Origin of the sequence: Algoriphagus algorifonticola, from assembly GCF_007655305.1 — a bacterium.
Lineage (GTDB): Bacteria > Bacteroidota > Bacteroidia > Cytophagales > Cyclobacteriaceae > Algoriphagus > Algoriphagus algorifonticola.
Genome location: NZ_VLOG01000058.1, coordinates 96720 through 121862, shown reverse-complemented (window position 1 = coordinate 121862; position 25143 = coordinate 96720). Strand labels below are relative to the sequence as shown.

Here is a 25143-nt window from a genome sequence, read left to right as displayed (position 1 = left end):
GTTTGAACCTAAATTTTTGTATATCGTTCGATAATCAAATTCACCAAAACTATTCTTTCATATGAAATGCCCATGAGGAAAAATCTCACACAACTTGTCCCGTCCGCCGCGGCGGATAGGGAGGGGGATGCCCCGATAAATCGGGGTAGGGCATGCCATATGACCTTTGAAAGATAAATTATAAACAGATGAAAAATATAGCCGAACTCCCCAACTTACATAAGACTTCTTTTCAATTTATCAGTGAACCTTCAGACATCAACTATGGAGGGAAGGTGCATGGTGGAGTGGTGATGAAATGGATCGATCAAGCTGCTTATACCTGTGCGAGAACCTGGGCTGAAAGTTATTGTGTGACTGTATATGTGGGTGGTATTCGTTTTTATAAGCCTATTAATATTGGTGAAGTGATTAAAGTGGATGCAGCGGTGATTTATACCGGGAAAACCAGCATCCATATCATGGTGGAGGTGTATTCAAGAGATTTTTCTGATAAGGTATTTGAAAAGAAAACGCACTGCATCATCATTTTTGTAGCAGTTGATGAAAACGGAAATCCCAAGCCGGTGAAGTCTTGGATTCCTCAGTCCGAGCAAGAAGTTAAATTGGCTGAGTATGCATTGCGACTCAAAGAACTTCGTGAAAACATTCACAATGAGATGAAGCCTTTTTTCAACGAATAGGCTCAGTCAGGTAAAGCGAAAGCCACATAGGCATCGCCACTCTTAGTCCCTTTTCCTCCTCCACAGGCTATGACTAGAAATTGCTTTCCGTTTTTTTCATAAATAGCTGGAGTTGCATGACCTGATGCAGGAAGTTTTGCCTCCCAAAGGATTTGGCCATTTTCCTTATCAAAAGCCCTGATTTTCTCATCTTTAGTCGCTGCAATAAAAAGCAGTCCTCCGGCAGTCACTACTGGGCCACCATAATTTTCGGTGCCGGTAGGAGCAAATCCCAGAGCGCTCAATGAGTCGATTTCTCCCAAAGTGACCTGCCATTTGTGCTGCCCACTATTCATGTCAATTGCTGTAAGTAATCCCCAAGGAGGATTAGAACCATAAAGTCCTTCCTTTGTAAGCAACTTTTTATAGCCTTTCATATAATACTGAGGTTCTAAATTGGCTTTTTGAGACTCAAGCTCTTTTTTATCACTTTGGGTTTCTTGACCTAAAAGGAAGTCTACCAGTATTTTTCTGTTTTCGGAAGAAATATGTTGAAATGCAGGCATTGCTCCCCGGCCTTTCTCCAGAAGTTTTGACAAAGAGTCCGCACTATATTTGTTTTTCAGATCTACCAATCCAGGAATGCTTGGAAGGTTTCCCTTTAAGTCCAGTCCATGGCAATTCCCGCAATAAGTGGTATAAAGGTTTTTACCGACGTTTTCGAAACCGGAGTTGGGAGTCATCTCAATAATCCAAGGAATTTGATTGGCATTTACATAAAGAATTTGTGTCTCCGGGTCGAAAGCCGCACCTCCCCATTCAGCTCCTCCATCCATTCCGGGAAAGAGCACAATTGGTTTTTCAGGGTGAGGTGGTAGCCAAGTGTCACCATACAATGTATTGCTTAATTGTGCTCGAATATCTTGCTCCCATTCCGGGCGGAGACTTAATATATCCTGCTCTTCAAAAACCATTTTCATAAATGGTTTGGGTAATTGCGGAATGGGCTGAGTGGGAGAGGAGAAGTCACCGGGGAGAATAGATTGGGTGACGGGCAGCTCTGAAATTGGCCAAACAGGCTTCCCATTATCTCTTTCAAAAACGTAGGTATAGCCCTGCTTGGAAATTTGAGCTACTGCATCAATCCATTTTCCATCTTTTTGGATGCGAATTAGGTTGGGATTGGCGGGGAAATCTCTATCCCAAATGTCATGATGAACTCCCTGAAAGTGCCAGAGTCTTTTTCCCGTAGATGCATCGAGGGCGATTAGGGAGTTGGAGAATAGGTTGTCTCCTTTTCTAAATCCACCCCAAAAATCATAAGTGGCAGAACCTGTTGGTACAAATACAATTCCCCGATGGTAATCCACCGTCATCCCTGCCCAATTATTTGCGCCCCCAATTTGGGAGATGTAATCAGGATCCCAAGTTTCATATCCATATTCACCCTGATGTGGGATGGTGTGAAAAATCCATTCTTGCTTTCCTGTCTGAACGTTGTATGCCCTGATATGACCCGGTGCAGCATCAAGTCCTTCTGAAAGGCGCATTCCTAAAATGATCAAATCCCCATAAATCACCCCCGGAGCATTGGCCACGATCAAAAAATCTTCCCGCTCTGTGTCTAGTCCTTTTCTGAGGTCAACTTTGCCTCCATCTCCAAAGTCTAGCTTAGGTGTGCCAGTCAAGGCATCCACCGCCATCAACCAATTTCCAGCACCGAAAAGAATTCTTTTATCGTCTCCTTTTTCCCAATAGGATACACCACGGTTAGTGCCTGCCCAGGAGTTTTCTCCTCCCAAAACTGTGAATGGATCGAATCTCCAGATCTCTTGGCCTGTAGCTGCATCCAAGGCTAGGACATTTAATTTGGGAGTGGTTCCGTATAAAATCCCATTGATGACAATGGGCTGACACTGGATCTGGGATCTTTCACCTGCATCCTCGGTATGATAAATCCAGGCCACCTCCAATTGGGAGACATTGTCTTTGGTAATCTCGGCTAACGAAGAGTAGCGGGAAGCATCAGCAGGGCCTCCGTAATGAGCCCAGTTTGTATAGTCGATCTGTTGTACCTCATCGGGTTGGCAAGAAAAACACCAAGTAAGTAGGAAGATTGCAGCTAGTTTGTGTCTCATAAGTGTGAAATACAAGCTAGAATATCGGGGTTTTCTCGAATGATTCAAACCCTTTTCTGAGGCTGGGCTTTCAATCGATGTGACCCGGTGACTTGCTCATATTTTTGCTCGTAATCTTTTCTCAAGGTGCCAAAAAGTCTATCCCAAATCAGGGTGTAAAGGCCATAATTCCCATGGAAATGTTCATGATGTTGATTGTGAGCGGTGCCTGTGTTTATCCATTTACCAATCATTGATTTTTGAAAATTTTTTGGAAAAAGCTCAAAACCCAAATGGCCATAGACATTGTAGCAAAACTGAAACAAAAGAAATAAGCCTAAGGCGGAAGGGTGAACGGGAAGTGTAAATGCGATCAAAGGGATAATACCTGCTTCAAGAATAGCCTCCAAAGGATGAAAAGCATAGGAAGTCCAAGGTGATGGATTAGTTGAGAAATGATGCACCCGATGAATCAGCCGAAACAATTTAGGATGATGCATCAGTCTATGAATTGCATAGAAATAGGCATCATGAATCAATAGCATGAGGGGAAAAGTCAGAAAGTAATAAGCCTTTCCATACAAATCATAGGGTTGAAAAAAATTAGTGTAAGGTCTGAGAACCACAAAAACCAAAGCTGCCATCGTAGCAAAAATCAATATGGTTACAAGAGAGAAACTAATATCCCTGAGGTAATCTTTCCTTTGAGGGAATTTTGATTGCATCCTTCTTGAGAAAAGCGTGTTTTTGAGCAGAAAATAAAAAATCAAAAAGGACCCTCCTGCTATCAAAAAGTAGCGGGAAGTAGTCAGTTCAGCTACCCGAATCCAACGCTGTCCAAATTCTGCCCAGTCCATAAGGAAAGATACTTACTTTTTGAGATTATAGCTGAAGTCTAAAGGATTAGCGAAGGCAAATGAATACCCGGTTTGAATAATTTTTTCAGAGGAGATTAAGCGATTCTCTCCTTCTTTTGAATCTTGAAAGCTTTTGGGAGGAGCTAAACCGGTGTCTTGAGCACTTTTCTCTATGACCTCCCTTTTTAATGGGTGAGTTGGCGCAACCCCATTGAAGGTTTCATTCCAAAGATTTTTCTCAATAATCCAAGTAATAATCCCAACGGCATCATCTTGATGGATATAGTTTACTCTGCTATGTCCTTCTACATTTTCTTTTCCTGAAAAATATTTACCCGGAACTCGCTCTTCACCCATCAAGCCTCCAAAACGGATAATAGTCAATTCGTAGCTATTATCCTGACTCATCAGTTGCTCTGCTTTCCACAAAGTTTTATTTCCTGTGATGGAGAGATCCATTTCAAATTCTTCGGTATATTTTTCGGCCTGATTTTTCTCTGGATATATTCCTGTACTGCTCACAAATACAAGCTTTTTGGCAGAGGAATTTTGTAGCATGCTTTTTAAAAATTTGAGTTCCTCGAGATAGCGCTCTCCTGATTGAGTTCGTGAGCGTGGAGGTATAGTAATAACTAGAATTTCGGCCTCAAAAAGTTTCTGAAACCCCAGGCCTTTTGGATAAGGCTCCAAAGAAAACTGAACCGATGTGAGTCCCTTTGCCTCAAGTTTTTTCACTTTTTCTCCTGTGGTAGTGCTACCGATTACTTTATATCCTTTTTCCTGAAGGTTTTTTGCCAAAGGAAGTCCCAGCCATCCGAGTCCTATAATTGAAATTTTATTCATGAACTGATATTAAAAAAACCTCCCGAAATCAGGAGGTTTGAGTTTAGTCTTTTTTCGGCATGGTTCCCAGCAAGATATCCCAAAGAGGGGTACTCACTCCAAAAGCTGAATCCGGATCCTTATAATGATGGATAGCATGATTCACCCACAGGATTTTCAAGAAGTTTTTGGGAGGGTTGAAAGCATGCACGATGTAGTGTACGCCCAAATAACTGGCATAGCCCAAAAGAAAACCCGGAAGAAAGTAGTAGGCAAAATCACCCATTATTAAATTAAAAACCAGGTAAGAGATGGCAGCATAGGCGGCGCTGACAAAAGGAGGCATTGCTAATCTGTCCTTATCTTTCGGGTAATCATGATGCACTCCGTGGACTGAATACTGTAATTTGTCTTTCAGAGGAGTGTCCGGTTCCATATGAAAGAAATGCTTATGCATCATGTACTCTACGAAGGTAAAGAAAATGTATCCAGTAAGCATTACCAATACTCCTGTTCCCAGGTTAATGGGTGTTTCCAGCGCATAGTAAAAAGATACAGCAGCAAACACCAAAAACATGGTGATAGGGATCATAATATGAGTACGAGAGATCCTCTCTAAAATCGGGTTATCGAACATATGTGCCGAACCGAAATTGTCGGGTCTGTCCAGTCTTCCAATCTTTTTCATCTTTATTACTTGTTATATTCTTAATAGTTGGCTGTAATCTTGGTACAAAAGTAACCCAGAACTTCCTTAATATACATTGATTTTCGTCATAATCGGGAGAAAAATTAGACTTTTGCTAAGGAGGCTTCTATAGTTTTTTGATAATACTTCACGTAAAGTGGAAGAATTTGGGATATGTCAAACTCTTTTGCCCTGGCTAAAGCATTGGCTTTAAACTGAGGTAAATTCTTTTCATCCAGAATTTGCAAGGCTTTTTTCTTCATATCCTGTATATCTCCAACATTCGAAACAAATCCCGTAACGCCATCAATGTTTAGCTCCGGAATACCACCAGCATTGGAGGTCAAAATAGGTACTTCACATGCCATCGCTTCCAAGGCTGCCAATCCAAAAGATTCCTTTTCTGAAGGCATCAGAAACAAATCTGCCACCGAAAGTACTTCCTCTACAGCCTCCAGTTTACCTAAGAAGCGAATGTCGTCGCAGGTTCCTAATTCCCTACATAGCCTCTCCATTTTGTCCCTTTCTGGCCCATCACCTACCAAAAGAAGTTTCGCCGGAATTTCCTTGCGCACTTCGTAAAATACCCGGATTACATCTTCTACTCGTTTCACCTTTCTAAAATTGGAGGTATGTACCAGTAGCTTTTCACCTTGCGGGCATATAGCTAATTTGAAGTGCTCTTTCTTCTGTTTCTTAAATCGATCTAGATCAATAAAATTAGGGATGACCTCAATTTCTCGATTGACCGCAAAATGGCTATAAGTCTCTTTTTTCAAATCCTCAGAAACTGCTGTTACTCCATCGGATTGATTGATGGAAAAGGTGACAACAGGTTCATAGCTTGGATCTTTTCCAACCAAAGTAATATCTGTTCCATGTAGAGTCGTGACTACTGGAATCCTGATTCCCTCCTCTTTCAAGATCTGCTTTGCCATGTAGGCTGCAGATGCATGAGGAATAGCATAATGTACATGTAATAGGTCTAAGTTTTCATATTTTACCACAGAAACCATTTTACTAGCCAGGGCAAGCTCATAAGGAGCATGCTCAAAAAGCGGGTAGCTTTTGATATCTACTTCGTGATAGAATAGATTTTCACTGAAAAAATCCAGGCGGGTCGGCTGACGATAGGTGATGAAGTGAATTTCATGCCCAGCTTTTGCCAGCCCTTTTCCCAATTCTGTGGCTACTACACCACTACCCCCAAAGGTAGGGTAACATACAATGCCAATTTTCATATTTTTTTCTAGGTGCCTTTTTGGCTAATCTGCCTTTAAACACGCTTAAGGATTACTTTTGTTCAAATTAAAAAGAAATAATCCAAAAGCCGACGAATTCTTAATTTTATCAGGAGTACTGATTGCTTGGTTTTCAGTTTTTTAGGATCAAAAATCACTCACTTCAGCATAAAAAGAATTGAAACTTTCATTTAAAAGCCCCAATTTCCAGACGAATTATTGGATTAAAATTTTCACACAATCAATGCGTATGAATTATAGGAATTATTTATTCATTCTTTTTCTAGTAGGCTTTTTTTACGCCTGCTCTACCCCGCCACAACAAACAGAATCGATTAAACCTGACTGGTCTGATAATCCTTGGCCAGAAATCAGAATAAAGAGAATCAATCAATTACTTCCGGAGGCCATGAAAGCAGCTGAAGTGGATTGCTGGATCACTATCGGCAGAGAAAATCACAATGATCCCATCGCTGTTCATGTTGGAGCGGAAAATGCAGGAGGCACCGCAGTTTTCATGTTTTATTTGGATGATTCTGGGTTTCATTCCTTGGCATTTTCACCGGATGGGGAGGCTACTTCTTTGGATGAATTGGATATTCATGATGAAGTAATCCGAGTAGATAGGGGAGCATCAGCTGTTCAGGTTGCCGCAGATTTCATTAAAGAAAAGGGTTTTAAAACCATAGCAGTTAATTCTTCCTCCAGTAATACCATGGCGGATGGACTTTCTTTTACACAAAGACAAAACCTGGAAGAGGCCTTAGGCGATTATTCATCAAGGTTGGTATCCTCTACTGAGTTAGTTTACGAATGGCTGTCCATCAAACTCCCTGAAGAAGTTGAAATTTTGAAAAAAGCAGCTCAAATGGCTTCTGATTTTCAACATGAGGCCTATTCGATGATCGTACCGGGCAAAACTACAGATGCGGATGTAGCTAAATTTTTGAAAGCAAAAATGGCTGAATATGGAGTGACAGATGCTTGGCATCCTGATCAAAATCCCAATGTCAACTCAGGTCCTGATCGAGGGCACTCCCATGCGACAGATAAAGTGATCATGCCTGGAGATGTGATTCAAACAGATTTTGGGGTGAAACTTTACGGAATTTGGGTAAGCGACATTCAACGATTTGCTTATGTGCTAAAGGACGGGGAAACTGAAGCTCCAGCTGATATTCAACAATACTGGGAAAATGGAAAAGCTGGGTCAAGAATTGCTCTGGCAGCCATGAAGCCAGGAGTAAAAGGAGAGAATGTAGACAGAGCACAGCGCGATTTGATGGATGCTAATGGATCTCTTTATGTTCCTTGGAGCACTGGGCATCCGGTTGGCTATGTGGCGCATGATGTTGGACCAAATTTAGGAGGAGCAAGACTGGAAACTCCCAGGCCAGCTGCGCAAAAATTATTGAAAAAGGGAATGGTATTCGCCTTTGATGGTTTTCATACCTGGAAGAGAGAAGATGGAACTGAAAAGACCATTTCTGTGGAAGAGATGGCTGTGGTAACAGAGAATGGGGCGGAGTATTTGATTCAGCCTCAGGAGGATTTGATCCTCATTAAATGATCACAAAAAAATGGTCCCTTTATCAGCGGGACCATTTTTATTTAATTTTTAGCCATTGCTTTATAAATAATATCATGGATGTCTGTCCGGATATTCGAACTCAGTAACTTTTTGTTTTCAGCATCCGGATATACCCGATTACTCAAGAAGACATAAATCAGATCATTTTTAGGATCTGCCCATACGCAAGTTCCAGTGAATCCAGTATGCCCAAATGTAGATTTTGGTGCTAAATCCCCGGCACTTCCTCCCCGTCCAGCTTCTGGTTCTGGCTTATCCCAGCCCCATCCTCTTCTGCTTTGATTGGATTGCCTCTTCGTGAATTGGGAGACTGTTCCAGGTTTAAGCAAGCTGACATCTCCATAATAGCCTTCATTAAGCATCATCTGCATCATGACTGCCAAATCATTTGCTCTTCCGAAAAGTCCAGCGTGTCCGGCAACTCCTCCATACATGGCAGCTCCCGGATCGTGGACATAGCCTCTCACCTGTCTTTTTCTAAAGGCTACATCATCTTCTGTCGGAGCGATGTTGTCTAAAGACATTTTATTGAATGGATTAAAAGTCATGGTGTAAAGTCCAAGAGGAGCATAGAAATTTTGCTCTAAAAATTGATCTAAGGGTTGATTGACGATTTTTTCAACGACTGCCTGCATGAAATACATGGTCAAATCTGAATAAACATATCTGTTTCTTCCTCCTGATTTTGGTAGTAAATCCGACTCTACAGTCCAATTCCAAATACTGTCTCGAAGTCCATCTACTGCGTACATGTCATTTGAGACTGGCCTAGAAAATCCGGGAGCCGCTGAGGCTTGATAATACTCCGGTCTCCATTGTCCAGATTGAACAGTTTTAACATAATGAGGAATAAAAGCCTTCAATCCTGCTTCATGGGCCATTACGTCTTTCAGAACCAGATCTTCTTTATTAGTACCTTTAAGCTCTGGAAGATAATCACCCAAAGTCTTGTCCATATCCAATTCTCCTCGGCTATGTAAAAACATCACGGCTTGAGTAGTCGCCAGAACTTTAGTAATAGAGGCTAAGTCATACAGAGTTTCACTATTGACTTTAGGGCTATTCTTGTATTCCAGTTGTCCATATGACCTTTCGAAAACAACTTTACCGTCTTTGACAACCAACACATTCGCGCCAGGAGTAGCTTGCATTTTAATCGCTTTCTCTACTACCTCATCGATCTCGTTCAGTGTTTGGCTATTCATCCCCACACTTTCAGGAGTTCCATAAGCGAGCCTTCTCAATCCTTCCATATATCCTCCTACTCCATAAGAAAAAGTAGGGCTAACGGATACCGGTAAAATTCCCATTCCCGGTCTAGCGCCAAACAGAACCTGAGGGCTGAGTTTTTGAGTCATGTCATTATTCTCATAAGCAAAAACCACATTGCCCAATCCTTCAATAAATCGGGAAGCATAAGCATTTCCAAAAAGAACCGTGACTACTTTTTGTCTTTGTTCCAGTTTTCTGAGAAGTGCTACGTCTCCTGGAGCGATTCCAAAGGCTCTTTTAGGACTGTTGGTCACTCCCATCAAGCCAACCACGACCACATCATAATCCTCCAATTGCTTCATTAAATTATAATGAGCGGATTCACTCGCTGCTTTTTCAATTTCAAAATGATCGAATTTGCTATACTTGCTAAGGCTTTGCTGGAAGTTTTTCCCCTCTCCTCCTATGGTAAGACTTGCAAATCTTTTTAAATCCAGCTGCTTGAAAGGAAGTAATTCTCCCTTATTGGAAGCAACTGTGATGGCTTCGGAATACAACTTTTCCCGAATCTCTTCGGTTTTTGGAGTGTTTAGTCTTTCTACCAAGCCATGGGTTTTGATGGGTTTGTACTCATGAAGCCCTACTTTATACTTGGCACGAAGGATTTTTCGTATTCTTCTGTCTACTTCTTCTTGGGATATTTTACCGCTTTCTATGGCCTGTTTGATCAAAGCTTTGGCTTTCGGCACATCCTGAGAATACAGTAGAATATCGTTACCTGCCAGTAGAGCTTCTACATCCACTTCTCCCGGTTTGTGAGATTGGGTTACTCCCCGCATGTTCAAGGCATCTGTAAAGATCAAACCCTGAAAGTTCATTCGCTTTTGGAGCAGATCTGTCACCACCTTTTTGCTGAGACTGGTCGGGGTTTGTCCATTATTATCCAAACTTGGGATATTGAGATGGGCAACCATCACCGACATCAAATCCTCCCTGAACAACTCCTGATAAGGATATAAGTCTATATCCCAAATTCTCTTTTCAGCATGTTTGATCAATGGAAGGGAATAATGGCTGTCTGATTCTGTGTCTCCATGTCCGGGGAAATGCTTGGCATTAGCAATGACCCCATTATCCTGAAGACCTTTCATGTAAGCCACCGCTCTTTGAGCCACGGCTTTTTTGTTTTCTCCAAAAGCCCTAAAGCCAATGACTGGATTTTCCGGGTTAGAGTTGACGTCTACGACTGGGGCAAAATTGATGTGCATGCCAAGTTCCTTAAACTGACGGGCCATTTCAGCTCCCATATCATAAATCAGATCCGAATTCTGAATCGCACCCAAAGTCATAGCTCGCGGAAAATCAGGGACTGAGTCCAGTCTCATGCTGATTCCCCATTCTGCATCCATTGCGATGAAAAGAGGTGTTTTAGCCAAGGCTTGATAGTAATTGGTCAATCGAGCTTGTCTGTCAGGTCCTCCTTGGAAAAATATCAAACCTCCAAGATTCTCGTCTTTTACTAGCTGACTGATTTCATCTATATGCTTTTGATCTTTATTGGAATAAGCTGCAACCATAAAAAGTTGGCCCAAGCGCTCCTCCGAACTTAGACTTTGAAATACCGAGTCCACCCAATTTTTCTGCGCAAATCTATCGGGAGCATTTAAAGGGTCATCCACTACCACAGCTACATCCATTTTACCGGATGTAAATGATAGTGCAACAAAGCAAAGAAGAAAGATGCCTGCCAGCTTATGCCTCATACCTGAGTTAATTTTTAATCTTTAAATTTGTGGAAAATCTTACTTCAAATTCTAACGTATTCAACGTAGCGACTTACATTTTAGCCTGAAGTTATAGAAGATTAGATTGACTAATCGATTGAAGATAGTAAAGAAAGGTCAACATTAGACCTGTTTTTGGGTTAAAAATGGTATAAATTTGATTGTCGGTGGGCAGTCTCCTAACTTGTTCCTTGTTGAAGATCAAAGCATCCACATTCAAAAATTGATTAAATGAAATCGAGCACGACTCAAGCGACACACAGAGAGACGCTCCGATGTATCGGGGAACCAATGCGAAGATTCCATCTGACAACTGAAAAACAAATTATAAACAGATGAAATCGAGCATGACCAAAACGACACACAGGGGGATGATTGTAAAATGTGCGAGATTCCATCTGACCTCTAAAAAGCAAAATTAAAACAGATGAAATTTCCTTCCATATTTCGAACAGCCAGCCCAAGTCGATTTGATATCAAGCCGCGCTACTATGACCCAGTCAAGGAGGAATTGGATCAGCGGGAGTCTCGTATCAAAAAGCAGCTAGAAGCTGAAGGGAAATTAGGAGATATCAAGGAAGAAGATAGATTGAGAAATTATGAATCTGGTCTAAGAGGGGCTTTTTCTAATTATCAAGGAATCAAACCCCGAGATAAAAGCGTGTTTGCTTCCACAGCAATGATCAGATCCCTGATCTTTTTGATTTTAGTCGGCGGGTTAGGTGGATATATTTACTTTGGACCTGTGATTTTTGAATATCTCCTGTATTTAGTGGCTTTCATAGCAGCAATTTATTATTTCTCAAAGCTCAAATCTAAAGCCCAGAAATGAGCGATTTAATCCAATTATTACCTGATGCAATAGCCAATCAGATTGCAGCTGGAGAAGTGGTCCAAAGACCCTCTTCCGCGCTGAAGGAGTTGCTTGAAAATGCAATTGATGCAGGTGCTACTAAAGTTCAGGTAATTGTCAAAGAAGCAGGTAAACAATTGATCCAAGTCATAGATAATGGCAAAGGGATGTCGGCTACCGATGCCAGGATGAGTTTCGAAAGGCATGCCACTTCCAAAATTCGAACAAGTCAGGATTTATTTTCAATCCGAACATTTGGTTTTCGTGGAGAAGCTCTGGCCTCTATTGCGGCGGTTGCACAGGTTGAGTTAAAAACCAGAAGAAACGCGGATGAGCTGGGAACTCTAATTCATATCGAAGGATCAGAGGTTAAAAAACAGGAACCTGTTGCCACCACTCCCGGAACTTCTGTTTCCATGAAAAATCTTTTTTTCAATGTGCCTGCACGAAGGAATTTTCTGAAATCAAATCCCGTAGAAATGCGGCATATCGTAGAGGAATTTCAGCGAGTAGCCTTGGCCTATTCAGAAATTGGATTTTCATTAATGCAAAATGACATGGAAATCTACAATCTCCACCCTGGCAAACTCAGCCAAAGGATTGTGGGGATTTTTGGAAAAAATTATCAGACTCAGCTGGTCCCCTGCGAAGAATTGACTCCCCACGTCAATGTCAAAGGATACATAGGAAAGCCTGAATCAGCCAAAAAAACGAGAGGGGAGCAGTTCTTCTTTGTAAACAACAGATACATCAAAAGCAGCTACCTGAATCATGCGGTAAGCAATGCTTTTGAAAATCTCATTCAGCCAGATCAGCACCCCTTTTATGTGTTGTTTTTGGAAATTGATCCATCCCATATAGATATCAACGTACACCCGACTAAAACCGAAATCAAATTCGATGATGAGAGAACGGTTTATGCAGTAATTCGGGCAGCTGTCAAACAGGCTTTGGGAGCACATCACGTGGTTCCGGCATTGGATTTTAGCGTGGATGTGAATTTTGAAGATAACTGGAGTTCAGATGCCCAAAAGAAAGCAGATGTGGATCGGGAATATAGTTATAAGACTTTCAATACTCCTGAATTCAAAAAATCAAGTGCCAGTGGTTGGGAAAGACTGTTTGAAGGGAATCAAACATTTATTCAGGAGCAAAAAAGACCTGTTTCTGAGGAAGGAGATGATTCTGAAGTCTTGACTTTTTCTAGTAAGGCAAATCCAGAAGAAGAGAGCAGTTCTTTTCCCAAACCAGCGGAAGGCGAGGGTACTGGGACAACTTTTCAGGTGGAGTTAAGCTATATCGTAGCTCAAATGTCCACTGGCTTATTGATTTTGGATCAGCAGGCAGCACACGAGAGGATATTATACGAACGCTATCTAAGACAATTGAAGTTGGCACAAGGTCCGTCGCAACAATGTCTTTTTCCACCCGTAGTTCAATTAAATCCTTCAGACTATGAGTTGGTGGTTGGATTAATGGGGGAGCTGCACAGCCTTGGCTTTATGATTTCTGAATTTGGCAATAATGCCGTATTGGTTCAGGGAGTACCAGCCGATATTCAGGTAAAAAATGAAAAAGAATTATTTGAAGGATTGATCGAGCAATTCAAGAATTTCAAAAATGAGCTTTCATTAGACAATCGAGAAAATCTTGCCCGGTCTTTAGCCCGTAAATCTTCCTTGAAAAAGGGTCAAAAACTCAATTCTCAGGAAATGGAAACTTTGGTTGGACAGCTTTTTGCCTGCCAGAATCCAAATTATGGCCTTGGAGGGAACAAAACCTTCGTAAAATTGGATTTATCCAGCATACATTCATTCTTCGGAAAATCTCATGTTTAGAAATATCACACCTGTAGTTCAAAATTTACTGCTGATTAATATTATACTTTTTATCGTCAGCGCATTCATTTTCCCTGTGCTCAATGAGTGGTTTGCTTTGTATTACATTGGAAGCCAGTATTTCAAGCCCTTTCAGTTTCTGACTTACATGTTTATGCATGCCGACTTTTGGCATCTATTCAGCAACATGTTTGGCCTATTGATCTTCGGCCCTTTGTTGGAGCAGTTCCTCGGACCAAAGAAGCTATTGATTCTTTGGATGGTTTGTGGAGTAGGATCGGGGGTTCTCTATTCAGGATATAATATTTACCGGATGAATAATCTGGAAGCCAAAGTAGAGCGATTTCAGGCAAATCCAGACCCGGAATACTTCAACAAGATTGTACTAGAAAACAGAAATTTCTTCGACAGGAGAGTATTTGAGTTTGTGGATGATTTCAGCAGAGACCCACAAGACAAGGTGAAAATTGATCGGGCTAATCAAACTTTAGCGGCTATTTCGGAAATCCAAGGGAATATTCCCATGGTGGGTGCCTCAGGTGCATTGTTTGGGATTTTGATTGCTTTTGCAATGCTTTTCCCAAACACCCAGCTCTTTTTGCTGTTTCCTCCTATGCCTGTCAAAGCGAAATATTTGGTCCTTTTTTATGGACTTTATACGATTTACAACGTATTGATAAACAATCCGCTGGATAATGTGGCCCATTTTGCCCATTTGAGTGGGCTGATAATAGGAGGTGCGTTGGTTTATAAGTGGAAAAAAGATAGAAATAGTTTTTATTAATTATGTACGGCAACTTTTGGGAAAATCTTAGAAACGCTTTCAAGCACGGTGATAATAGCCTTTATAAACTAATTGCTATTAATATACTTGTTTGGTTGGTATTTATGATTTCCAGAGTCATTATGACTATTGGAGGTTTTGGAGAATTATACTCTTCCCTGATCTCCTACTTTATGATGCCGGCATCGCTTCCCAAATTGGCAACACAACCTTGGAGCCTGTTCACCTATATGTTTTTACATGAGGGGATTTTTCACATCCTCTTCAATATGCTTTTCCTTTATTGGTTTGGATTGCTGATCCACCAATATTTGGGAAGCCGAAAATTGGCTAATCTATATATTCTTGGAGGCTTAGCAGGGGGATTGTTTTATTTGCTGATCTATAATTTAGCTCCCTACTTCAGTAATTCAGTTGATACCTCCCTGATGCTTGGGGCTAGTGCCGGTGTCTTTGCAATTGTGGTAGGTGCTGCTACTTTAACCCCTAATACTACCTTCTTCCTAATTCTTTTAGGGCCTGTTAAAATTAAATACATAGCGATTTTCTATGTGGTCCTTTCTTTCGCAAATTCCGCTGGAGCAAATGCAGGTGGTGAATTAGCACACTTAGGAGGAGCTTTGATGGGCTTTTTGTATATCACCCAGCTTAGAAAAGGAAATGATTGGGGTGTTCCCGTTCAGAAAGTGGGGATTTTCTTCGAGAACCTTTTCAAAAAGAGCCCAACGAAAGTGAAAGTAAGCTATAGAAAAGCTAAAACGAAGTCAGGTGCTTTTGGTTCTTTTTCCAGCCCAAAATCTAAGCCTAGTACAAATAAGTCTTCTGAAGAAACAAGTCAGGAAGAAATCGATAGAATACTGGATAAAATTGCGGACCGCGGCTATGAAGCCCTGACCAAAGATGAGAAGAGGAAATTATTTGAGTTCAGTAAGAAATGATCAAAGCGGGAAAGCAAATCCAACTTTAAATCCTGCTTCCTGAGGGTTTTGACTTTGAACTCTGAATTCTGTGTTCAGTCCCACCCAATCCACGATTCTTATATATGCCCCCACGCCTACATTGGCACCTTTGAAGGATCGTCTAACACCGGGGTCTCCGGGTTGGAGGTTCTCCCAATTTTGACTATAACCTGCCAGAAAAAAGAGTTGGGACGGACCGTCAGAAACATAGTAGCGTAGATCCATGCTAAAATTAGTTCTGTTACCAACATTCGGCATGAGATAAGTGAAGCTTGGCATAATGGCAAAATTGTCCAGGAAAAAATATTCCACACCAGCACCTACACCAAAATCTTTCCATCTCAGACCATAGGTTCCAAAGGTATGGAAACGGGTGTTTCCTTGTTCCAAGGATTGAGCCTCTAGCCCTAGGGGAAGTAATACCCCTAAAATCAAAATCACCAAAGCCTTTTTCATACCATTCAGATTTAATTCCACAAAAATTAGAAGGCTTTGGTGAACATTGCAAGGATTATTCTAAAATACGTACTAGTCTCCCTATTCTCCCTTCTTCGTCTATTCCTTCTATAAAGATCAAATGCTTCTTGGCTACATCAGTATTAAAGTATTCCAAATTTGCTTTTCCGTCTTCCCCAATTTCTAAAATTGGTTTCCAGAAAATTGTAGCACGCTTATCATTCAAAGCGGTAGATGTTCCTTTTTCATCATAATTAGGCTGATAAAACTCCTTAGCTACAGAATAACCCCCATAGGTAGTGACCAGGGTTCCTCCTACACTCGGAGTAAATCCACTTCCTCTTTTGGTATAAACAGCAATCACTCCGTTTGCTCCCTGAGCACCAAAAATAGCCGCTCTTGCAGGATCTTTGAATACATCCACGCTTGCTACATCTCTTGGGTTGACTTGAAGTAGGGTGTTTGCATCTACAGGAATATTATCCAATAAATACAGAGGTCCTGTGCCAGCATTGATAGAGCCCACTCCCCGGATTTGAACGCTCACATCCAGGCCAGATACAAATACCTGAACACCGGAAACCCTTCCTTGGATTAATTGGAAGATATTGGTAAAGCCCACAGAACCGGGGATTTTTTCTGGGTTAATGCTGACGTCTCCGGGACCATAAATTTTTTGCACTTCTTCGTCCTCTTTTTTGAAGGTCTGAGCTTCTACCGTGACTCCTTCCAAGTCCAAAATATCCGGATCCTCATTCATTCTCCTCATAAGAGCTCTTTCCTCATAAGTAGCAGCTAGATTCTCAGGCCATTCTATTTCAGTAGAATAGTTACCAGAAGTACCAGTGAAAACAGCCTCCGGTTGTGTGACTTTGATATCGACAAAGTTTTTTAGTCTATTATCCACTGCTGTCAAGGTGACACTGGCGGAATCTTGATAATCTAAATCGCGTATGATGAATCGCCCATTAGAGCCAAATTCAGTGGTCACAATCTCGATTCCATTTCCTACCATTGCGGTAATTTTACCTCCGGATAATCCCTTTCTGGTGTCCTCCTGGTCGCTAACCTGACCTTCTATATTTATTCCTCTTTCAATGAAGTAGTTGATATCTGCTTTTTTGTTTTCAACCACCTGATCCCAAGTAAATCGTCTCCAACCATGAGTCAGCATCACTAGATCTAATGCCTCTGACGTACTTTCATCCTGGTTTTGGAAATAATAACCAGGTTGGTGGATTTGACCTTTTAGATCTGAACTCAGTAAAAGATGTGAATAAATGGTACCGTAAACTTCACTTTCATCTGACACTTGCTCTGCATCTACAATTGAAACAGAAAAGCTTCCAGAAGTCTGGTTTCCTGCACTTTGATTCGTGATTTCCAATTTGATTTTTTCTCTTGGATTCAAAGATGAATTGGAATTCAAATCAAGTTTTAGCTCGTTTTCTTCTTTTCGGATAAAGATTAAGCGCTCAGAGAGAGGTGTGCCCTCCGAAGTCAGAACAGTGATCTGATTGATACCGGAAATCAAGTTTTCTTTGGGGATTCTTACGCCCCAAACCCCATTCGTCAATTTTCCTTCAATCATATAATTGATTAAGCCTCTGGTTTGGCTTACTAGCAGGAGAGAATTGGCGTCCGAAACTCCCTGAATAAATGCTGTAAGATAGCTTGCGGCAGGGTTATTAATAACCTGTAATGCAATACCATCAGTAGATGCTTTTGGTAGATTTATAGTTCTCTTCTGCCCAGAGACAGGATGACTAATTTCTGCCTGGTAATCCTGCTTGTCCGGAGTGATTTCAAATTTCCCCAGGCCGGCAAAATTGCTTTTAAAAGAAATATCGGTACCAGCAATAGTTCCCTGAATGCTCAGTGGATTTCCATCTGGAGCTATAGCCCTAAATGCTATATTGGATTTTTTACTAATTACCCAGTTTCCTCCTTCCGGTAAGAATTGGATATCTGCCAAATTGAAACTGTAGGGAAGTCTGATTTTCTGGGAAACGGAATAGTTTTCATTTTCCAAATAGATCAATTCTACATGTTGGGATGGATAAGGTTTTTCTGGGATAGAAAAGGAAAAGCTGACAATTCCCTCTTCATTTAATAATAAGTCCTGACTGTGAACCTCTTCATCCCCTCCAAAGACTTTCATTTGAAGAGCTTTTCCCGCAAGGGGATTTCCGGATTTGTCGATTGCCAAAAGTTCAGTTCTGTAAGTTGCCTTTCCTCCTGAGCTTTCAATTGCGCTAATTGTCATTTTAGGTAGAAAACTACCACCTGCACCGTCAATTACTGAAAAGCCTCCTTCGAAAAAGAACTCTTCCCCTGAATTTCTCATCCAGGCGGTGTATGCTTTGATCTGATAATTTCCTGGTTTGCCGAAAGATGGTAAGGTAAAATCTCCATTTCCTCTCCCATTCTCTAAGCGGATAATCTTCTGCTCCAATAGCAAGCCATCCCCGTCGAAAAGATCAACATAAAGGGTCTGGCTTAATGGGGATGGAATTTGATAAGAACCTGCCACCAAAAAGGCACTAAACCAAACATCCTCGCCTAATGTATAGGTGTGTTTATCTAATTGTAAGTAGACTTTTTCTGGAGGGGTTTCATTTCTATACTCTTCGAAGAATTGCTGAACTTTTTCCGGAAAACCTTGAGGGAAAACTGGGTTCAGGCAAAAAAAGCAAAAGCCAAAAATGACTTTAAAAGTAATGTTTTTCATATAAACTCACGCAGAATTTTGAATTAATGGACTAAGAAACATAATGATCCTATGAAAAACAAGTGAAAAAATCTTAAATATTAGTTAGCTGGCTAACCTCGTTTTTATTGGCGAGTTGGCCACAGGCCGCATCGATATCTTGTCCTCTGGATTTTCTGACTTTTGCAATGATTCCTTGAGAATCTAAAATTCTAACGTACATCTCTACGGCTTGTTGACTTGCTTGTCTAAATTCTCCCTCATCGATGGGATTGTACTGGATGATATTGACTTTGGAAGGAATAATTTTACAGAATTTGGCTAGCGCTCGGGCATGTGTTTCATCATCGTTGATTCCATCCCAAATCACATATTCATAAGTTACTTTTCGCTTGGTCTTTTCGTACCAATATTTCAATGAATCCGCCAATTCTTCCAAAGGACTTTTATCATTGATGGGCATCAATCGAGATCTAGTCTCATTGATTGCTGAGTGAAGGGAAATAGCCAAATTGAATTTCACTTCATCATCCGCCATTTTTCGGATCATTTTTGGAATCCCCACTGTGGATAGCGTAATCCTTCTAGAGGCCATACCCAATCCTTCAGGCGAAGTAATTTTTTCTATTGCAGCAATTACATTATTGTAGTTCAGGAGAGGCTCACCCATTCCCATGAATACGATATTGGTCAAAGGGCGGTTGAAATATGTTTCCGCCTCCTCTTTGATGGCCACTACCTGATCATAAATTTCATCAGGATTTAGGTTTCTCATTCGTTTCAGGCGGGCAGTTGCGCAGAAGTTACAATCCAAACTGCAACCCACCTGGGAGGACACGCAGGCAGTGATTCTTTTACTGGTTGGAATCAAAACAGACTCCACAATTTTTTCATCATAAAGCTTCACCGCATTCTTGATGGTGCCATCTTGAGAATGTTGCATCAAATCCACGAGAATGTGATTGATAGAAAAATGCTGTTTGAGTAATTCTCGGGTTGAAAGAGAAATATTACTCATGTCATCGAAGTTTTTCAGGGATTTATTCCACAGCCATTCATAGACCTGTTTGGCCCGGAATTTCTTCTCTCCATGCTCCAAAAAAAACTCTTCCAACTCACTCAGGCTGAGTTTTCTAATGTCCCGCTTTTGAATTTCTTCCATACTGCAAAGCTACAAACAAGCATTGACTTTATCCCTTTTAAAAATAAATCCTTCCTGATTCGGACATCTTGGCTCGTTTTATCGTGCTACTTTTTAACTTTGAGTGAAAATCAGTCATTACTCTCAAACCAAATTAAATTTTGAAAATTCAAATCATTAATGGTCCTAATTTGAACCTTTTGGGAAAACGAGAGCCTGAAGTATATGGAAGTACCTCTTTTGAAGAATATTTGGAAAATTTGAGAAAAACCTTCCCCCAAGTGGAGATTCATTATTTTCAAAGCAATGTGGAGGGAGAGCTGATCAATAAGATTCATGAAGTGGGCTTCACTTTTGATGCGATTCTATTGAATGCCGGTGGCTATACCCATACATCTGTTGCCATATCCGATGCCATAGCGGGTGTAAATACTCCTGTTTTGGAAGTTCATATTTCGAATATTTATAAACGGGAAGAGTTTCGTCATAAGAGTATCATTTCCAAATCTTGTGTGGGCATGATTTCAGGCTTAGGCCTAAAAGGCTATGAACTCGGAATCCGTTTTTTTCTTTAATACCTCTAATTCCTATGATCACATTTGCAGCCGGACCTTCCAAAGTCTATGATTCTTTGCCAACTTATTTGCAAGAAGCTTATCAAGAAGGAATATTAAGCGCCAATCACCGAAGTGGGGCATTTATGCAGCTCTATCAAGAAACCGAATCCTTGATGCGGCAAAAACTGCATATGCCTGAAGATTACAAATTGATTTTTACCTCTTCTGCCACTGAAAACTGGGAGATTATCTCCCAATCTATTGTAGAAAGAGCCAGCTTTCATATCTATTCGGGTTCTTTTGGAAAAAAGTGGATAGAGTTTGCCAAGCACATTATTCCTGCTACAGATGGGCTGAAAATCCAGGCCAATGAAACGATTGATGTAGCTTCTTTAACGATTTCTGAAGGGTTCGATTTAATTGCAATCACTCAAAATGAAACATCCAATGCTTCCCAGGTAAGGACGGAGTACCTGGAAGAAATCCGTGAAAAATATCCGGAGAAATTAATTGCGGTGGATACCACATCTAGTATGGCAGGCATAGAACTGGATTTTAGCTTGGGAGATATCTGGTATGCTTCGGTTCAAAAATGCTTTGGTCTTCCAGCAGGATTAGGAGTCTTGATTTTATCTCCTAGAGCTATAGCTCAAACAGAAAGAAAAGGAGAGAAAGGCAGGTATAATAGTTTGAGCTTTATGTTAGAAAATGCGCGTTCCTATCAGACTCATTACACCCCGAATGTCTTGGGAATTTATTTGCTTAATAGAGTGCTGCAGGATATGCAGGAAATTCAGCATATAGATCAAAATCTCCGCCGACGAATGAGTCTATTGGAGGATTGTATAGCCAAGACTAAAACCCTTCGACTTTTGGTGGATAACCAACAAGCCAGAAGTACTACTGTACTTGGTGTAACTGGTTTGGAGGATACGATTTCCCAAGTAAAAAAAGCAGCCGAAAAAGAAGGAATGCAATTAGGTTCGGGATATGGGCCATTGAAGCCTATTTCTTTTCGTATAGCAAATTTCCCTGCAGTTACCGATGCTGAAATGGAAAGACTGATTGCCTTTCTGAGCCAATATTGAAAAAAGTAGAGGAGTTAGGGAGTGAAACTTAACTGATTGCTTAAAAAATCCTAACCTCACATATTTGCAAAGCAAATTTTATTTGGCGTAGCTTTGCAGTATGATTGACCTAAAGCAAATACTTTCCGTATCATTGATCCTGTTTTCGGTAATTGATATACTCGGTTCTATCCCGATCATCATCAATCTGCGTAAAAAAGTAGGCCATATCCAATCGGAGAAGGCTACAGTCGCCGCAGGTGTTTTGATGATTCTTTTCCTTCTTGCAGGAAAGTCAATTTTAGGGCTTTTTGGTATAGGAGTGGAGGACTTCGCCATTGCTGGGGCCTTGATCATATTTGCTTTGGGCGCTGAAATGATCTTGGGGATTGAATTGTTTAAACCGGATCCAGATGCCACAGCGGGAGCCTCTATTGTTCCGATTGCCTTTCCTTTGATCGCGGGTGCAGGCACATTGACCACCATTCTTACTTTGAAAGCGGAATTTGCCCAAGTAAATATTGCCATCGGGATTTTGCTCAACCTGGTATTTGTATATGCCGTTTTGAAAAGTACCACCTGGCTGGAAAGAAAGCTGGGAAAAACAGGTCTTGATGTTTTAAGACGAATTTTCGGTATTATTCTATTATCGATAGCTGTGAAGATTTTCAAGACAAATGCATTCCCGATGGATATTGTCTAAGACAGTGGGCTGAATTTACTTTCTTTGCATCATGATTACCATTTACACAGATGGGGCAGCTAAGGGCAATCCTGGACCAGGAGGCTACGGAGCAGTCTTGAAATTCAACCAACACAGAAAAGAGCTATCCGAGGGATTCCGTCTTACTACCAATAACCGCATGGAGCTTTTAGCGGTGATTAGGGCCTTGCAGGAATTGAAGTTGACCGGAATTCCGGTAACCATCTACTCTGATAGTAAATATGTGGTGGATGCCATTGAAAAAGGCTGGCTGTGGGGCTGGCAGAAAAAAGGTTTCAAGGATAAAAAGAACCCTGATCTTTGGTTGAGGTACATTCCCCTTCATTTAAAATACAAACCTAAATTCGTTTGGGTGAAGGGACATGCTGGTAATCCTGAAAACGAACGCTGCGACCAATTGGCTGTTGCCGCAGCTGAAGGAACAGGACTGAAAGTGGATGTGGGCTATGAGTCAGGAAAGTAATTCCCCAACCCTGAATTACCTCTTGTCCTAGTTTATTTTATCAGTATAAACTTTTATATTCTGTGAATATAAACTCTAGACTTGCAAGGCATCCATTGTTACAATTGGAATATCTTTTCGATTGACTTCTTTTAGAGTTTGATGCTCAGATGCTGGAAATACCCAGCCTTCATCCGTCAACTCATAAAGCAAAGGGGCCAAATTTTGAACAGCCGCCTTACAGCCTTGGACGATAGCGCCCATTTTGCCGGTCTGCTTGGACAATACTGCCTCATTTTCGATTTCAAATGGCCCTGTGAATCCTTTTTCTTTTAGAATATTCACAAATGCTCTCCAGTCCAAATCATCTCCCAATCCAAAACCCGGGAGTGTGGCTTCATAATGATGTCTATCCCATGGATTGGTGCTTGCAGGAATTCCAGCAGATTTGGCCCATTCGGCAGGGATTTGATGCATGGGATACATGTTTCCCCAGAATGGATCTGGATTATTTCGAGTCGATTTGACATGGATTCTGTGAAGGCGAGTCATATCTGTATGCTTGATGACTTCTACAGGATCTGTATGTTGCCAAATATCATGGGAAGGGTCATAAATTTCACCGTGGTTCTTTTCCGGAATCAGTTGATACATCAGTTTTCTGGCGGCTAAGACTCCCGGCAAATTATTGAAAGTACCAAAATGGCCAGAACTTCTCCAGCCTTCCATTGGACAGTTTTCATACAGAATACTTACTCCTAAATCAGCGGCATATTGGATGATGGGTTTAAAAATGCGCTGGTATTCCAAAAGATTTTTTTCAAATCCTCCATCCTCATTTCCCAACTCATGGTTGTAGCCCACGAAGGTTCCAACTTTGACATCATTTTCATCTCCGCCTAGCAAATAAGCCATTCGGATCAATCTCAAAAGATGATTTTGGTTTTTAATTCTTTGCGCAGGATCTCCACCGATTAGATTTTCAAAAGCTCCTATGGAAAGTCTTAAAGAAGCAGCATTAAATTGATCGATTAATTTTTTTGCCTCCTCTACTCCGAAATTCTCATAATCCAAATGAGTAGCCACGAAATCATCCCGGGTTCCATCTCTTCTGAACACACATAAGTCCAGTCCTTGAACTCCAATTTCATTGGCTTTTTCTATAGTCTGTTCTAAGTTCAGCTGATCAAAAGCTGAAGTCATAATCCAAATTGGATTGGCCATGGGTTAATAGGTTTTTGGGTTAAAAAAAACAGCCCCTAAGGGCTGCTTAAATTACTTGTTTTCTGCCAAATTTTCAGGCTTGGTACTAATTCTGGACCAAATGAGCTCTCCAACTTTTCTTCCTTGCCAAACACCCTCATTAATGGCCGGCATGTAGTGGATACCTCCATAAAATCTTGAAATAGCCGCTTCCGCTGATGCTTCCATGAAAGAGTCAAACTCTCTTATTGGAAGTCCATAGTTGACTTCTGAGCTATCCACAAAATGGAAGTCTTCACCAAATATCTGAGTCAGTGTAAAAGCAGCAGAGGTTGATGCTACGCTATGGCCACTGGTATGCTCAGGAAAAGGAGGCGTTTGTAAATAAGGAACCCATTCCTGATCTATAAATTGATTGATGTAGGTTTCGGGTCTTACCAATTTGCTACGGTACTTCTCATCCCAACAAGCAACAAAGGCATCGTGCAGGGAAATCCCAGTCATTGCTAATGCCTCAGCTGTTTTTTTCCAGTCTGCATTTGCAGTTTTTGCTGCAATAGCAGCGATACTCATCCAGTGTCCACCAGGTGTGATTTTTTTCTCTGCAAACATCACATGTCCTTTCACATTCATCTTGTAGGGATTACAATCCCAGAACATGGCGATGTCCAATTCCTCTTTGGAAGCATTGACTACCGCATCATAAACCCCTTTGGCCAATTGGTAAAATTCAGAATTCGGATCAGTAGAATAGGCTGGGGGAGGGGAAACCTTAAATTGGGCAGCAGAGTCAATTACGAATGTTCTGATTTTATTCCAATGGGGCTCAATTCCTTCCATATAGGCTGGTGGAGTTGGTTCCCAGGTTCCCGGTTGTCCGGTTACGGTATATTTCGGGAAGGATCTACTTTGATGGTAATTATCCTTCGATGAATAGGCTTTGATGTGCTCGGCGATTTCTTCTCCGAACTTTACTGATGCTTCAAATACATCATCCGGAATGCCTTTTTCTTTTAATTCTGCAAAAGCTTTCTCCTTGTGGTTTTGAACCATTTCTTCTGAAAAGATCAAAGCCGTTCCCATTTTGTAATAGGCTGCCAAAGAAGCAAGAGGTGGGTAAATGTTCTCCGGAACTTGAATATTAATAGCTTCTGAGCCATTTAATTGTCCCATAAGGGACTTATAGCCTGGATCCACTGCCGCTGCAACTTCATAGGCTGCAAGGGAAGAATAGGAATAAATTCGTGCTGCTACAGGAGGAGAAAATATATCATGAATAATTACTTCCGTAATCCTATCCTGTGCTTCACTTAAATAATGGCCGTCGGTAATTGCATCGCTATAATCCACTGGTTCCTGACAAGAGAAAATCGTCAGGAGTAGTAGCGAAAAGAGCAGCCCTTTTAATCTAATCATTTGAATTACTGTCTTTTAA

Annotated in this window: 21 protein-coding genes; 10 read left to right on the top strand and 11 right to left on the bottom strand. The window is 41.1% G+C overall.

Annotated features, from left to right (window positions below):
* Window positions 1–188 precede the first annotated feature (188 nt).
* Complete coding sequence (locus tag FL972_RS16235; RefSeq protein ID WP_144606912.1) at window positions 189–683, top strand: acyl-CoA thioesterase; 495 nt, start codon at window positions 189–191, stop codon at window positions 681–683.
* Between the two features lie 2 nt (window positions 684–685).
* Here FL972_RS16235 and FL972_RS16230 read toward each other — a convergent pair whose 3' ends face one another.
* From FL972_RS16230 to bshA, 5 genes are all read right to left on the bottom strand, one after another.
* On the bottom strand, window positions 686–2800 hold the full coding sequence (locus FL972_RS16230; protein ID WP_144606910.1) for an outer membrane protein assembly factor BamB family protein: 2115 nt from the start codon (window positions 2798–2800) through the stop codon (window positions 686–688).
* A gap of 44 nt (window positions 2801–2844) precedes the next feature.
* Complete coding sequence (locus FL972_RS16225; RefSeq protein ID WP_144606908.1) at window positions 2845–3636, bottom strand: sterol desaturase family protein; 792 nt, start codon at window positions 3634–3636, stop codon at window positions 2845–2847.
* Between the two features lie 12 nt (window positions 3637–3648).
* A complete protein-coding gene (locus FL972_RS16220; protein WP_144606906.1) occupies window positions 3649–4479 on the bottom strand; it encodes an NAD(P)-binding domain-containing protein in 831 nt (276 codons plus the stop codon).
* Window positions 4480–4522: 43 nt separating this feature from the next.
* Complete coding sequence (locus tag FL972_RS16215) at window positions 4523–5146, bottom strand: sterol desaturase family protein (protein WP_144606904.1); 624 nt, start codon at window positions 5144–5146, stop codon at window positions 4523–4525.
* Between the two features lie 104 nt (window positions 5147–5250).
* Window positions 5251–6387, bottom strand: coding sequence for an N-acetyl-alpha-D-glucosaminyl L-malate synthase BshA (bshA, locus tag FL972_RS16210; RefSeq protein ID WP_144606902.1), 1137 nt, complete (start codon window positions 6385–6387; stop codon window positions 5251–5253).
* A 250-nt stretch (window positions 6388–6637) separates the two neighbouring features.
* Between bshA and FL972_RS16205 the strand changes: the two genes are divergently transcribed.
* Entirely contained in the window at window positions 6638–7957 is a 1320-nt protein-coding gene (locus tag FL972_RS16205; protein ID WP_144606900.1) for a M24 family metallopeptidase, read from the top strand.
* Window positions 7958–7998: 41 nt separating this feature from the next.
* Here the strand turns inward: FL972_RS16205 and FL972_RS16200 are convergent, their stop codons facing one another.
* Entirely contained in the window at window positions 7999–10953 is a 2955-nt protein-coding gene (locus FL972_RS16200) for a glycoside hydrolase family 3 N-terminal domain-containing protein (RefSeq protein WP_144606898.1), read from the bottom strand.
* Between the two features lie 448 nt (window positions 10954–11401).
* Here FL972_RS16200 and FL972_RS16195 point away from each other — a divergent pair, with 448 nt between their 5' ends.
* Genes FL972_RS16195 through FL972_RS16180 form a run of 4 tightly spaced genes read left to right on the top strand, consistent with a single transcriptional unit; the run spans window position 11402 to window position 15387 of the window.
* The gene (locus FL972_RS16195; RefSeq protein ID WP_144606895.1) at window positions 11402–11806 is read left to right on the top strand and encodes a hypothetical protein; all 405 of its coding nucleotides are present in this window, start codon (window positions 11402–11404) and stop codon (window positions 11804–11806) included.
* The gene (gene mutL / locus FL972_RS16190; RefSeq protein ID WP_144606893.1) at window positions 11803–13665 is read left to right on the top strand and encodes a DNA mismatch repair endonuclease MutL; all 1863 of its coding nucleotides are present in this window, start codon (window positions 11803–11805) and stop codon (window positions 13663–13665) included. The genes FL972_RS16195 and mutL overlap by 4 nt, the downstream gene beginning before the upstream one ends.
* Window positions 13658–14449 (top strand): rhomboid family intramembrane serine protease, encoded by a 792-nt coding sequence (locus FL972_RS16185; protein WP_144606891.1) that lies wholly within the window; start codon window positions 13658–13660, stop codon window positions 14447–14449. Before mutL ends, FL972_RS16185 begins: the two co-directional genes overlap by 8 nt.
* A 2-nt stretch (window positions 14450–14451) precedes the next feature.
* The gene (locus FL972_RS16180) at window positions 14452–15387 is read left to right on the top strand and encodes a rhomboid family protein (protein WP_144606889.1); all 936 of its coding nucleotides are present in this window, start codon (window positions 14452–14454) and stop codon (window positions 15385–15387) included.
* Here the strand turns inward: FL972_RS16180 and FL972_RS16175 are convergent, their stop codons facing one another.
* From FL972_RS16175 to rlmN, 3 genes are all read right to left on the bottom strand, one after another.
* Window positions 15388–15864, bottom strand: coding sequence for an outer membrane beta-barrel protein (locus FL972_RS16175; protein WP_144606887.1), 477 nt, complete (start codon window positions 15862–15864; stop codon window positions 15388–15390).
* Window positions 15865–15919: 55 nt separating this feature from the next.
* Window positions 15920–18595, bottom strand: a complete 2676-nt coding sequence (locus FL972_RS16170) for a TonB-dependent receptor plug domain-containing protein (protein WP_144606885.1) — start codon at window positions 18593–18595, stop codon at window positions 15920–15922.
* 73 nt (window positions 18596–18668) lie between these two features.
* Window positions 18669–19736, bottom strand: a complete 1068-nt coding sequence (gene rlmN, locus FL972_RS16165) for a 23S rRNA (adenine(2503)-C(2))-methyltransferase RlmN (RefSeq protein WP_144606883.1) — start codon at window positions 19734–19736, stop codon at window positions 18669–18671.
* A gap of 140 nt (window positions 19737–19876) precedes the next feature.
* Here rlmN and aroQ point away from each other — a divergent pair, with 140 nt between their 5' ends.
* The 4 genes from aroQ (at window position 19877) to rnhA (ending at window position 22526) form a co-directional block, all read left to right on the top strand.
* The gene (gene aroQ, locus FL972_RS16160) at window positions 19877–20290 is read left to right on the top strand and encodes a type II 3-dehydroquinate dehydratase (RefSeq protein ID WP_144606881.1); all 414 of its coding nucleotides are present in this window, start codon (window positions 19877–19879) and stop codon (window positions 20288–20290) included.
* Between the two features lie 14 nt (window positions 20291–20304).
* Complete coding sequence (locus tag FL972_RS16155) at window positions 20305–21360, top strand: aminotransferase class V-fold PLP-dependent enzyme (RefSeq protein ID WP_144606879.1); 1056 nt, start codon at window positions 20305–20307, stop codon at window positions 21358–21360.
* 100 nt (window positions 21361–21460) lie between these two features.
* A complete protein-coding gene (locus tag FL972_RS16150; RefSeq protein ID WP_144606877.1) occupies window positions 21461–22042 on the top strand; it encodes a MarC family protein in 582 nt (193 codons plus the stop codon).
* 31 nt (window positions 22043–22073) lie between these two features.
* Window positions 22074–22526, top strand: coding sequence for a ribonuclease HI (rnhA, locus tag FL972_RS16145; protein WP_144606875.1), 453 nt, complete (start codon window positions 22074–22076; stop codon window positions 22524–22526).
* Window positions 22527–22601: 75 nt separating this feature from the next.
* On the opposite strand, the gene FL972_RS16140 is transcribed toward rnhA, so the two are convergent.
* Together FL972_RS16140 and FL972_RS16135 are read right to left on the bottom strand one after the other, a co-directional pair.
* Window positions 22602–23729 (bottom strand): sugar phosphate isomerase/epimerase family protein, encoded by a 1128-nt coding sequence (locus FL972_RS16140; protein ID WP_144606872.1) that lies wholly within the window; start codon window positions 23727–23729, stop codon window positions 22602–22604.
* Between the two features lie 51 nt (window positions 23730–23780).
* Window positions 23781–25124 (bottom strand): vanadium-dependent haloperoxidase, encoded by a 1344-nt coding sequence (locus FL972_RS16135; protein ID WP_144606870.1) that lies wholly within the window; start codon window positions 25122–25124, stop codon window positions 23781–23783.
* Between the last annotated feature and the right edge of the window lie 19 nt (window positions 25125–25143).

What these genes read in the sequence shown, in the direction of transcription:
- FL972_RS16185 (WP_144606891.1), top strand. Translation starts at nt 13,658, where the DNA reads ATGTTTAGAAATATCACACCTGTAGTTCAAAATTTACTGCTGATTAAT.
- bshA (WP_144606902.1), bottom strand. Translation starts at nt 6,387, where the DNA reads ATGAAAATTGGCATTGTATGTTACCCTACCTTTGGGGGTAGTGGTGTA.
- FL972_RS16155 (WP_144606879.1), top strand. Translation starts at nt 20,305, where the DNA reads ATGATCACATTTGCAGCCGGACCTTCCAAAGTCTATGATTCTTTGCCA.
- FL972_RS16150 (WP_144606877.1), top strand. Translation starts at nt 21,461, where the DNA reads ATGATTGACCTAAAGCAAATACTTTCCGTATCATTGATCCTGTTTTCG.
- FL972_RS16195 (WP_144606895.1), top strand. Translation starts at nt 11,402, where the DNA reads ATGAAATTTCCTTCCATATTTCGAACAGCCAGCCCAAGTCGATTTGAT.
- rlmN (WP_144606883.1), bottom strand. Translation starts at nt 19,736, where the DNA reads ATGGAAGAAATTCAAAAGCGGGACATTAGAAAACTCAGCCTGAGTGAG.
- FL972_RS16200 (WP_144606898.1), bottom strand. Translation starts at nt 10,953, where the DNA reads ATGAGGCATAAGCTGGCAGGCATCTTTCTTCTTTGCTTTGTTGCACTA.
- FL972_RS16180 (WP_144606889.1), top strand. Translation starts at nt 14,452, where the DNA reads ATGTACGGCAACTTTTGGGAAAATCTTAGAAACGCTTTCAAGCACGGT.
- FL972_RS16170 (WP_144606885.1), bottom strand. Translation starts at nt 18,595, where the DNA reads ATGAAAAACATTACTTTTAAAGTCATTTTTGGCTTTTGCTTTTTTTGC.
- rnhA (WP_144606875.1), top strand. Translation starts at nt 22,074, where the DNA reads ATGATTACCATTTACACAGATGGGGCAGCTAAGGGCAATCCTGGACCA.
- FL972_RS16230 (WP_144606910.1), bottom strand. Translation starts at nt 2,800, where the DNA reads ATGAGACACAAACTAGCTGCAATCTTCCTACTTACTTGGTGTTTTTCT.
- FL972_RS16220 (WP_144606906.1), bottom strand. Translation starts at nt 4,479, where the DNA reads ATGAATAAAATTTCAATTATAGGACTCGGATGGCTGGGACTTCCTTTG.
- FL972_RS16235 (WP_144606912.1), top strand. Translation starts at nt 189, where the DNA reads ATGAAAAATATAGCCGAACTCCCCAACTTACATAAGACTTCTTTTCAA.
- FL972_RS16225 (WP_144606908.1), bottom strand. Translation starts at nt 3,636, where the DNA reads ATGGACTGGGCAGAATTTGGACAGCGTTGGATTCGGGTAGCTGAACTG.
- FL972_RS16215 (WP_144606904.1), bottom strand. Translation starts at nt 5,146, where the DNA reads ATGAAAAAGATTGGAAGACTGGACAGACCCGACAATTTCGGTTCGGCA.
- FL972_RS16135 (WP_144606870.1), bottom strand. Translation starts at nt 25,124, where the DNA reads ATGATTAGATTAAAAGGGCTGCTCTTTTCGCTACTACTCCTGACGATT.
- FL972_RS16140 (WP_144606872.1), bottom strand. Translation starts at nt 23,729, where the DNA reads ATGGCCAATCCAATTTGGATTATGACTTCAGCTTTTGATCAGCTGAAC.
- mutL (WP_144606893.1), top strand. Translation starts at nt 11,803, where the DNA reads ATGAGCGATTTAATCCAATTATTACCTGATGCAATAGCCAATCAGATT.
- FL972_RS16205 (WP_144606900.1), top strand. Translation starts at nt 6,638, where the DNA reads ATGAATTATAGGAATTATTTATTCATTCTTTTTCTAGTAGGCTTTTTT.
- FL972_RS16175 (WP_144606887.1), bottom strand. Translation starts at nt 15,864, where the DNA reads ATGAAAAAGGCTTTGGTGATTTTGATTTTAGGGGTATTACTTCCCCTA.